At 31.4% G+C, this 10,255-nt stretch carries 12 protein-coding genes and 1 pseudogene; all 13 read left to right on the forward strand.

The features are described from left to right. Positions 1-10: 10 nt before the first annotated feature. Positions 11-877 (forward strand): oligosaccharide flippase family protein, encoded by an 867-nt coding sequence (locus IPM51_12470; GenBank protein MBK9285108.1) that lies wholly within the window; start codon positions 11-13, stop codon positions 875-877. 164 nt (positions 878-1,041) lie between these two features. Continuing rightward, positions 1,042-1,956, forward strand: a complete 915-nt coding sequence (locus IPM51_12475; protein MBK9285109.1) for a hypothetical protein — start codon at positions 1,042-1,044, stop codon at positions 1,954-1,956. A 165-nt stretch (positions 1,957-2,121) separates the two neighbouring features. Continuing rightward, complete coding sequence (locus IPM51_12480) at positions 2,122-4,185, forward strand: hypothetical protein (GenBank protein ID MBK9285110.1); 2,064 nt, start codon at positions 2,122-2,124, stop codon at positions 4,183-4,185. 445 nt (positions 4,186-4,630) lie between these two features. Next, positions 4,631-5,179, forward strand: coding sequence for a methyltransferase domain-containing protein (locus tag IPM51_12485; protein ID MBK9285111.1), 549 nt, complete (start codon positions 4,631-4,633; stop codon positions 5,177-5,179). 7 nt (positions 5,180-5,186) lie between these two features. Continuing rightward, complete coding sequence (locus IPM51_12490) at positions 5,187-6,140, forward strand: glycosyltransferase family 2 protein (GenBank protein ID MBK9285112.1); 954 nt, start codon at positions 5,187-5,189, stop codon at positions 6,138-6,140. A gap of 60 nt (positions 6,141-6,200) precedes the next feature. After that, positions 6,201-6,380: a glycosyltransferase family 2 protein gene (locus IPM51_12495; protein MBK9285113.1), complete on the forward strand. Its 180-nt coding sequence runs from the start codon at positions 6,201-6,203 to the stop codon at positions 6,378-6,380. Between the two features lie 5 nt (positions 6,381-6,385). Then, on the forward strand, positions 6,386-6,772 hold the full coding sequence (locus tag IPM51_12500) for a glycosyltransferase (protein MBK9285114.1): 387 nt from the start codon (positions 6,386-6,388) through the stop codon (positions 6,770-6,772). A 65-nt stretch (positions 6,773-6,837) separates the two neighbouring features. Next, positions 6,838-7,080 carry a hypothetical protein gene (locus IPM51_12505; protein ID MBK9285115.1) on the forward strand — a complete coding sequence of 81 codons (243 nt, stop codon included), beginning with the start codon at positions 6,838-6,840 and terminating at the stop codon, positions 7,078-7,080. Positions 7,081-7,491: 411 nt separating this feature from the next. Next, positions 7,492-7,689 (forward strand): glycosyltransferase family 2 protein, encoded by a 198-nt coding sequence (locus IPM51_12510; protein ID MBK9285116.1) that lies wholly within the window; start codon positions 7,492-7,494, stop codon positions 7,687-7,689. Positions 7,690-7,735: 46 nt separating this feature from the next. Continuing rightward, a complete protein-coding gene (locus IPM51_12515; protein ID MBK9285117.1) occupies positions 7,736-8,059 on the forward strand; it encodes a glycosyltransferase family 2 protein in 324 nt (107 codons plus the stop codon). Between the two features lie 105 nt (positions 8,060-8,164). Further along, complete coding sequence (locus IPM51_12520; protein ID MBK9285118.1) at positions 8,165-8,416, forward strand: hypothetical protein; 252 nt, start codon at positions 8,165-8,167, stop codon at positions 8,414-8,416. Between the two features lie 32 nt (positions 8,417-8,448). Next, the gene (locus IPM51_12525; GenBank protein MBK9285119.1) at positions 8,449-9,063 is read left to right on the forward strand and encodes a hypothetical protein; all 615 of its coding nucleotides are present in this window, start codon (positions 8,449-8,451) and stop codon (positions 9,061-9,063) included. 157 nt (positions 9,064-9,220) lie between these two features. Beyond that, a pseudogene (locus IPM51_12530) lies at positions 9,221-9,480 on the forward strand (hypothetical protein). Positions 9,481-10,255 lie beyond the last annotated feature (775 nt).

A 10,255-nucleotide genomic window follows, 5' to 3' on the forward strand; every position in this document is an offset into this window, starting at 1 on the left:
TGGTGCCGGTATTAGTATAAGCAACCTTATTTTTTATGCTTCTTCGAACATAGATCTATTAGTTGTTGGAAAGATGCTGAATTCTTATATGTTAGGTTTATATACAAGGGCACTTAATTTAACGAAGGAATCGATGACAAAAATAACCGGTGGAATTTATAATGTTCTCTTTCCTGCTTTTGCGGCAGTTCAAGATGATTCTGATAAATTAAAAATTGCATATTTAAGAACAATTAAAACTGTTTCTTATTTTGTGTTTCCTGTTCTTATTTCAATGATAGTAACAGCCGAGTATGTAATAAAAGGACTTTACGGTGCGAAGTGGGGAGGTGCAATTACATCCTTCCAAATCTTAGGTGTTGCCGGTATTTTAAGAGCCACTTTACCTTACTCCGGTGCCATCGCACAGGCTACCGGAAGAGTGTTTATAGAAGCTTTTCAGCAGCTTATTTATTTTTTAATTTTAGGCGGATGTGCGTTCTTTGCTATTCGTTTTGGAATCGAGGGGATTGCCGCTTCAATACTTATTGCAAGTTTATGGTTGTTCGCTGCTCAGAGCTGGCTGGCATTAAAAATTATCAAATCAAACTGGAAAGAGTTTCTTGGAGCAATGATCCCCGGATTTGCCAACTTAATTTTAATGATGGCCGTAAATCTTTTTTTATTTTTTATGCTGGAAAATTTTTTTAACAATCTTCCAAACGAATTTAAGCTGATCATAACAGTCGTTGTAAACGCAATAATATTCCTTGCAGCATTAGTTTTTATACCTGCTTCTATAAAAGGAGATACGTTTGATTGGCTAATTGAAAAATATAAAAAATATATACCAAAACCATTCATCAAATTTTATTTTTCGTTTAACACCCCGGCTTAATTGAGTGGCCTATGAGTGATTTGTATAACCATATATATAGTTGCTTAAGTATTATTGAAATTTTAGTGATAAGTTAACGGCCATATTTCAGGGAATTGGTTTTGAAATAATTTTGAAGCTTGCAATTACAAATTATCAAAATTTAAAATTGAGGAAATAATAGGATGTACAGTTCAATAAAAAAGAAAATCAAAAAATATTTAGAAAAAAAAGTTGGTGCATTGCTTGAACCTTCAATAAGCAAAGTAATGATAAATAATTTTAGTCTAAATCAACAAATGCAGATATTCCTAAAGTTATTTTATAAAGAACAGGTAATTGATAAGAAAAAGAAATTTAGTTTTGATGAAGTTGGCTTTGATGTTTATTCATCAACATTTGAAGACGGAATTCTTCAATATATATTTTCAATAATAGGAATGGAAACGAGAAAATGTGTGGATATTGGATGTGGAGCAATAAACGGAAGCAATGTTGCAAATTTAATTATTAATCATGGTTTTAAAGGTCTTTTAATAGATGGCAATTCTGAACAGATTTCTATCACCAAAAATTATTATAATATTCACCCGGAATCTTCGGTTGACCCTCCAATAGCTGTTTGGGAGATGGTTAATATCGAAAATATAGATAGTATTTTAAAAAAAAATGGCTTTGTTGGGAGAATCGATCTATTATCCATTGATTTAGATGGAATAGATTATTGGATTTGGAAAGCTATCAAAGTTGTTAAACCAAGAGTTTTATTAGTTGAATATCAAGATGCTCTTGGACCAAGTAGATCCTGGACAATTCCATATGAACCAAATTTTAATCTTAAGGACTATGAAGTAAATAGAAACGATTACAATTATGTCGGGGCTTCCTTGAATGCATTTGTAAAGTTGGGAAAAGAAAAAGGTTATCGATTGGTAGGATGTAATAAAGGCGGGTGGAATGCTTTTTTTATTGCATCAGGTATTGCGGATGATCTTTTACCGGAGGTTTCTACAGAAAGTTGTTTTAAGTACGAGAGAAACCAATATAGTATGAAGTATAGATTTCCGTTAATAGCTGATCTGCCATGGGATGAAGTTTAAAGAAATGATTGAGCTAGTATTAGTTTTATAATCGTGACGTTTATTTGCAAAAGCAAAACTGTGATTAATATGATCATTAAGCTGAATCCTAATTACTCCTTTTGTCTTTATAAATAAAAAATACTAATAACTGCAAATACCTTTAACAATGCCAATCATGATTTTATGAATTTAAAGATTGAAAAAAACAAATTTTATTTCTGGTTATTTCTCATAGTAATAATTCTGGCAGGATTATATTTCAGGCTAAAAGGACTTGGTAAATGGCCGCTGACAGTAGATGAGTACTACATCGTTAAGTCTTCACAGAATATCCTTAAATATGGCTTACCTCAATGGGATGCAGGAGGTTATTATATTAGAGGTTTACCTCAGCAGTATTTAACTGCTTTGCTGCTTTTTCTTGGATTAAAAGCCGAATTTGCTTCCAGAATAATCCCTGTTATGGCAAATCTGTTAGCTATTCCGGGATTATACTTATTAGGAAAAAAAGTGGCCGGAAAAACAGTCTCTGTTGCCTTAGTGCTTGTTTTTACTTTTTCACTATGGGAGATTGAGTTTGCCAGGTTTGCAAGAATGTACACGCTATTTCAAACAACATTTATATGGTACTTATATTTTTTATACAGAACTATAATTGAAAAAGATGGTGAGGCCTTTAAGTGGCTCTGGATACTTAGTTTTTTGAGTATCTTTATTTATGAAGGAAGTATCTTTTTAGTGACTCTGAATTTCCTTCCAATTATTTGGGATAACCATAAAAATATCATAAATCCATTTTCTTATGAAGTTGTTAAAAGAAATCTCCTAAAATTGATCATCGGTATCGGCATATTTTTAATTGCCTATGCATTATTAACATTAAATTTCCGTACATTAAATCAAAATAATATGCTGCCGCCTGATGTAGTGGATTACTTTAAAACATTTAAATCGGGGGGGGTGATAAGAAAACCTGTTCTACTTTTACAAACTTTACCTTCCAACTTTTCTTGGCTGTTTCTACTTTTAATACCTTTAGCTATTAATATTCTAACTTTTATTAAAATCAAAAAATCAGAGACGACAATTTTTTTTAAGACAGCTTTTACTGTACTGTTGATTTTTTCTTTTCTTAACCTTATCGGGCTTATTATTATATCTTCTCTAATCTTCGTTCTTATGGGTTGGTTAGAACCGCACGATTTCAGATTATTTCAAAAGCGACAATCCTCGAATCGCAAATGGAAAATTTTCCCTTCAAATATTTTCAGAAGCTTCTTATTTACTGGTTTAATAAATTTTATTTTTTGGATTGTGTTTGCTCTAAATACAAATACATGGTATAATTTCTTTCGGGTTGATCTAGTTTCAACCAAAATTTTGGCTTTAAAAACAATTGTTAAGGAATCCATAAACTATCCTTATATTTATGAAACATATGCTTTATTCCGGGATACCATTCCGATCATGATAATGATAGTGTTTTTTTTATTGACCTTTTTAATGATTTATATTTTTATCAATTTTTATAAAAAGGAAGTATTTCATTATCGCTTTTTAATTTTTTTACTTTTAATCTTAATTTTAGCGCAAAATGTGCTCAGTCTTACTTATTTCGAAACCCGTTATTTTTTCTTCTTATACCCTTTAATTTTATTGTTGGTTTTATTAAGCCTTGAAAGAATTATTAATTTAATAACCAAAAGGAATTACTTGAACAAGTTTGCTTTTGGATTGTCTCTGGTTGTTGTATTAATCTTCTCAGAGGACTTTCAAGCAAACCATCTTTTAAATATTGATGGCAAAGAAATAAATTTCAGACTTAACTATAGCTTTCCGTTGGCCCTTCATTATTATCCCAGATGGGACAGCGAAACTCCTGCTGAGATTGTGAACAAAGAATCAGTTAAGGATGATCTTATTATTACGAATGAACAGACATGCGAATTTTATCTGGACAGGATGGATTATATCTTTAGGGATTATAGATGGGCAGAATTCCCCGGTGAATCAATTTTTAATGGAACAAAAGAAAGATGGTCAAATGCTAATTTAATTTACAAATATCCGGAGCTCAATCGGAAACTGGACAATTGTCCGCATAGAATCTGGCTTCTAATTAATACAACATGGGCTCTTGATGAATTGAATTCATTAGTTAACAAGTATGAAAAATATTTGTATTATAAAAGCATTGATGGGCGAGTGTTACTTTTTAATATTCCTAAGTCAAACCATACTAGCTGAAAATAATTTTAAAAACAGATCGAAAGTTACTTATATAGCTGCATTTTTTAATATGAAATATTTAATTAGAAAATTAATTAATTGTTCTCTAAATCCTTTATCACCTAAATAAGGAAATAGTCGAAGCATTATCTTCCCATTGTGTAAAAAACTGACTTGTATATAATTTTAACTATATCAATAGATCAAGCTACATTTACTAAAAAAATTACTGACCAGTTTCTGCTATAAAGTTTAAAAAAGGATATATAAAAATGATGGGTATCAAAAAATATTTAAACCATTTCTTCCTGCTGAATTTCTAGCTCTAAGAAGAAGAATTATTAATAATAATTATGAAAAAAGGGAAACAAAAATTTTTGAACAGGTTGTAAAAGAATATTTAGTAAGCCACAAGATTACTAAATTACAATTGGGAAGCCAGAGGAATGCTCTTAAAGGATGGTTGAACACAGATAGGTTTGCTGATAAGATTAATAACATTTTTTTTCTCGATGTTACAAAAAAGTTTAATATACCGGATGAATCTTTCGATTATGTTTATTGCGAAGAATTGATTGAGCATATTGACTATAAAGAAGGCATAAATATGCTCAAGGAATGCTGTAGAATATTAAAATCGGGTGGAAAAATAAGAATAGGAACGCCTGATTTAAAAAGTTTTATAGAAATTTATAATCCCAGCCATAATCAAATTCAAGGTGAATATATAAAATGGATCGTCGATAGTTATCTGACAGATATCAAAATATACAATAGTGTTTTTGTTATAAATAATGTTTTTTATAATTGGGAACATAAATTCATTTATGATTTTGATACCTTAGCTGACTCATTGCAAAGAACAGGTTTCAATGGTATTGTGCGAAGACTTGATGGCGAGAGCAGTGACGAACATTTGAAAAATATTGAGCAGCACGTGATAGCCTCAGAAAATAATAAATTTAGAAATTTTGAGTCATTTTTTATAGAAGCCCAAAAACCAGTCAAATGAAGCGTGAATGAAAAATAATTATCCCAAAGTGACAGTTGTCATCCCTACTTATAATAGATCGCAATTAATTCAGAGATCAATAAATAGTGTTCTTAATCAAACTTATAAGAATGTTGAGCTGATTGTCGTTGATGATTCAGATGATGATACAGAAATTAAAGTTAAAGAAATAAAAGATGAGAGACTGATTTATATAAAGAATAGTCAAAGAATGGGTGTGTCAAAAGCAAGAAACATGGCTATTAAGATTTCCACAGGTGAGCTTATTGCTTTTCAGGATTCCGACGATGAATGGTATAATGATAAGCTTGAGAAGCAAGTTAACCTTCTCCTTAAATCTTCACCCCGGGTTGCTGCCGTTTACTGCGGACAGGAATTTTTTGATATTACTACTGGTGAAAAAACTGGCATCGAATTAACCGAGATTAATTTCAGAAAATCTTATGCAGAAGGATTTCTCCAGACTCCTGCAACACAAACAGTATTAATTAAAAAAAGTGTTTTAAATGAGGTCGGTTATTTTGATGAACGACTTAGAGCCGCCGAAGATACGGAACTGGCAATTAGGGTATCAAAAAAATACCTGTATGCCTTCGTTAAAGAACCCTTGATAAAGGTTGCAAGAAACCATGATTCTTTGATGGGCAATGCGAAAAATTATCTTTACGCTTATGATCTTATTTACGAAAAACACAAAGATTTCTTGAGTAATAAAATTTTATTCGGGTTATGCAAAGTTCTTGCTAATTATTGGATTCTAAAAGGAGATTACAAAAAAGCAAAAGGGTATATAAAAAAATCCCTCGAACATCAACTTGAACTTAAAACCCTTGCTCAGTATAGTGCAATTGTAATTGCTCCGTTTCTATTAAAATATGCACATAGTAAAAAGTATAAGAATGGGATTCCTCACCCAACTCAGCCGGGAAAGATAATTGAGGACGACAGAAAAGATTTTTAACTCTGATTTTAAATCTCACCAAACCATATATTAATTTTAAAACTGATTATCATTTTATTCATGAATTTTAATCCTAAGGTTTCAGTAATAATTCCTGTGTTTAACCGGGAGAATCTAATACAAAAGTCCATAAATAGTGTTCTGAACCAGACTTACAAAAACTTAGAATTGATTGTAGTTGATGATGCATCTACGGATAATACTGCTCAAAAAATATCAGAAATTAAAGATAAAGATTAAAATATATTGGAAATGAGGTAAACCTCGGCCCATCGCAATCAAGAAATAAGGGAATTGAATTATCAACTGGGGAAGTAATAGCTTTTCAGGATTCGGATGACGAATGGCATGCAGATAAATTGGAGAAGCAGATTGATCTGCTTCTTAAATCTCCGCCGGATGTTGTCGCAGTTTATTGCGGAGTAGAATTTTTTGATATTAGAACTGATATGAAAATTGGGGAAGATCGGCAAAATGACGACTTCAAAGTCGATTTTTTATCTGGTTCACATTTACCACATACACCATCAACTCAGACTGTGTTAATTAAAAAAAGTGTTCTCAACGAGGTCGGTTATTTTGATGAAAGACTCGAGCTGCGAAGATACAGAGTTAGCTATAAGAGTATCTAAAAAAATATCGCTATGGTTATGTTAATACACCTTTGGTGAAAATTGCACGAAACCATAATTCATTAATGAGCAACGTAAAAAATTATACTATTTCTAAAGAAATAATAATTGAAAAGCACAAAGATTTTTTAAGCAAAAAGATTTTATGGGGTTTATGCAAAGAAGTTGCTAATTATTATATCTTAAAAAGTGATTATATGAAAGCGAAAGAGTATATAAAAAAATCTTTTACATTCAAATTTGATCTTAAAAAGCTTTGCCAATTTACTGCAATTTTAATTGCCCCTTTTTGGATAAAATTCTTATAGTAAAAAATATAAAAAGGAATCCTTCCTCACCCAAATTTCGCAGGTCAATTTATTAAAGATGATTCTTAAAGATTATTAAAAGTCGATTTTTAATGATAGCGAAAATTATTTGTTTAGTACTGACGTCAGCCCCGCCATTTTCACAGTGATGCCTTCACAATGGCGGGGTTTTTCGGCTAGCTGATTTGTACTGGATTTATTCACCCCGTCTTCGGTTGCAAATAAATTTAGGTATCATAGTTATTTAACATAATGATCATCTTCTGAAGATTTTATATTAAACTTTTAACTAATGAACTGTTAGATGGCATTAAATTTTATTCGTCACAATCATGATAAGCTTCTCTATAGGCGTTTTAAAACTGTAATCAATTTCATTCTAAGTTTTTTGTTGAATATTAAAATAAAAACATGAATAGTAAAACTCCCATAGTATCCTTCGTTATTCCCACCCATAACCGGGCTAATGTTATTAGAGATTGTCTTGAAAGCGTTGTAAACCAAACTTACCGCAATATTGAAATTGTAGTTGTCAATGACAACTCGACAGATCACACACTAAAAATATTAGAAGAATATCAAAACAAGTATAACTTTTCAGTTTTTTAATAATGATGGAAAGGGCGTTTGTTCAGCTCGAAATTTAGGAATTAGAATGGCAAAAGGTGATTACATTTCCTTTATGGATGACGATGATATTTGTGAATTGTTTAGAATTGAGCAGCAAATGAAACCCATAATAGAAAGCGGTTTCAAATTCAACTTCATTATATCGAGTTTTTCTATATTTTCGAAAACTGGAGAAACTGTGAAGATTTATGATTATTTGCTTAAAACAGATTCAATTGGGTATACTGTTAGATGGCTTCTTAAACGCGAATTATTGTTAGAGGCCGGGCTATTTGACACATCACAGCCAAACATTGAAGAAGTTGAATTATTTTTTAGATTAAAACAAAAAGCTCAAATTTTTTTTTAGTACTGTTCCGGTAGTAAAAGTTAGGGAGTCTCAAGTATCGCTTACAAAGACAATGATAAAATGATCCAGGGTATTCTCAGGTTGTTGGAGCTTCATTCTAATAAAATGGGGTGGTATGAAAAGAATGCCTGGTTAATTCATTTGTGCATAAAATATATAGAACAGGAACACTATGAAAACTTTTACCTTTACTACGAACAACTTGCCAAAGAGCATTTCCGATTGAATAGAATTGCATTACTGCTTAGTTATAAAATTAAAAGTCTGCTTCCTTCAATAATTTATGATAGAATCTATTCTAAATTTGAGGGTTTGATAAATGGCAGAAATAAAACATATCCAGTAAAGATTGATTAATAATTTTTCCTATTGAATAAAACTTAATATCTATGTGTGGAATTGTTGGTATAGTAAATAAAGAACCTCAGAATAAAGAAAAACTTAAGCATCAGCTAGGCGAAATGCGTGATACAATGATTCATCGTGGTCCTGATGGATTTGGTTCATGGATTTCTGATGATAGTAAAGTTGGGTTTGGGCATAGAAGACTTAGCATCATCGATCTGAGTGAAGCCGGTAAACAGCCAATGTCAAATCCCGAACAGACAATATGGATTACGTTTAATGGAGAGATATACAATCATTTAGATATCAGGAAAGAGTTGGAAAATCTCGGCTACAACTATCACTCGGGTACTGACACAGAGACTATTATCTATGCATATCAAGAGTGGGGAATAGGTTGCCTGAATAAATTAAACGGAATGTTCGCTATTGGTCTTTGGGATGATCGGCAAAAATGTTTATATCTTATTCGTGATAGAGTTGGGATCAAACCACTCTATTATGTCGAAACGGGAAAGAGTCTTTTATTCGCATCAGAAATTAAATCGTTTTTTAAGCATCCTGATGTAGTAAAGCAAATTTCGGAGGAAGGATTATATCATTATTTTTCGTTCGGTTCAACGCCTGCTCCGTATACTTTATTTAAGAATATATTTTAAAGTGTCGGCCGGGTCATTATTTAAAGATAACCAATAACAATAAACCACAAATAATTGAGTGGTGGAATCCGCTTTGGAATACTTCGAATCAGCCATTATTGAAAAGTGAAGAGGAACATACAGGTATTTATTAAACCTATTAAGAGATTCAGTCAAGCTGAGAACAATATCCGATGTTCCGTATGGTGCATTTTTAAGCGGTGGACTTGATTCAAGTTTAATTACAGCTTTAATGACTGAGCAAACAGGAAAAGCGTGGACACATACTCAATTGACGTCATAGGTGACAATCCTTATTCTGAACAGGACTATGCAAAAATTGTTGCTGAAAGATTTAATTCTAATCATTATACAAGGACGATTAATGATGATAATTTTGAAGAATATTTCAGAAAGGCAGTTTCATCTTTGATTTAGCAATTGAGCCAGATAGGCCGGATAACTTATACAATGCGGCATACCGCAGAGAATTTACTGGACATTGTGCATATTTTTTGGCGAGAAATCAAAAATTATTCAAAATTAACTAAATCCATTAGTACGTACGATATTGTTAAAATCACTACGAAAAATTTTATCAATTTTCCGATGGTCAGGAGGGAATTAGATATTTCACAAAATGTTATATCAGGAATTAAAACATCGCTTGCCCGAATTATTGCTTTTACGAGTGGATAAAAGAAGTATAGCAAATTTATTGAACCCTGAGTTCCATTCCGCTAGATTATAGGATCGTGGAACTTGTAATTCCATATTCCTGAAAATAAAGACTGAACCATAAATACATTGAAGAAAGCGGAAATCATGTTATTACTGGTTTGGTAAAACAGAACTCCGCCGAAAAAAAAAGAAAAGGGGTTTGTTAGGGTTCCATCAAAAATAATCTAATAAAAAGGTAAGTATCCCAAATGAAATCTTGCTCAACGAATAAAATTTCACGATGTCTAAAATACAGATTTGTTAAAAAAAAAAAAAAAAAAAAAAAAAAAAAGAAAAAAGAAAAAAAAAAAAAAAAAAAAAAAAAACAAAAAAAAAAAAAAAAAAAAGGAATTGAATGGTATAAAGATTATGTTTCTGGTTTACCCTTTAGTTAGAATGGATAAACTCATATCTCAGTAATTTGGTACGGAAAGGGTATTGATATAAAATTTATAAATTATCAAGATTTGCCTGCGGTTAGTTTAGGGCAAAA

Source organism: Sphingobacteriaceae bacterium (assembly GCA_016715905.1).
GTDB lineage: Bacteria > Bacteroidota > Bacteroidia > B-17B0 > Aurantibacillaceae > Aurantibacillus.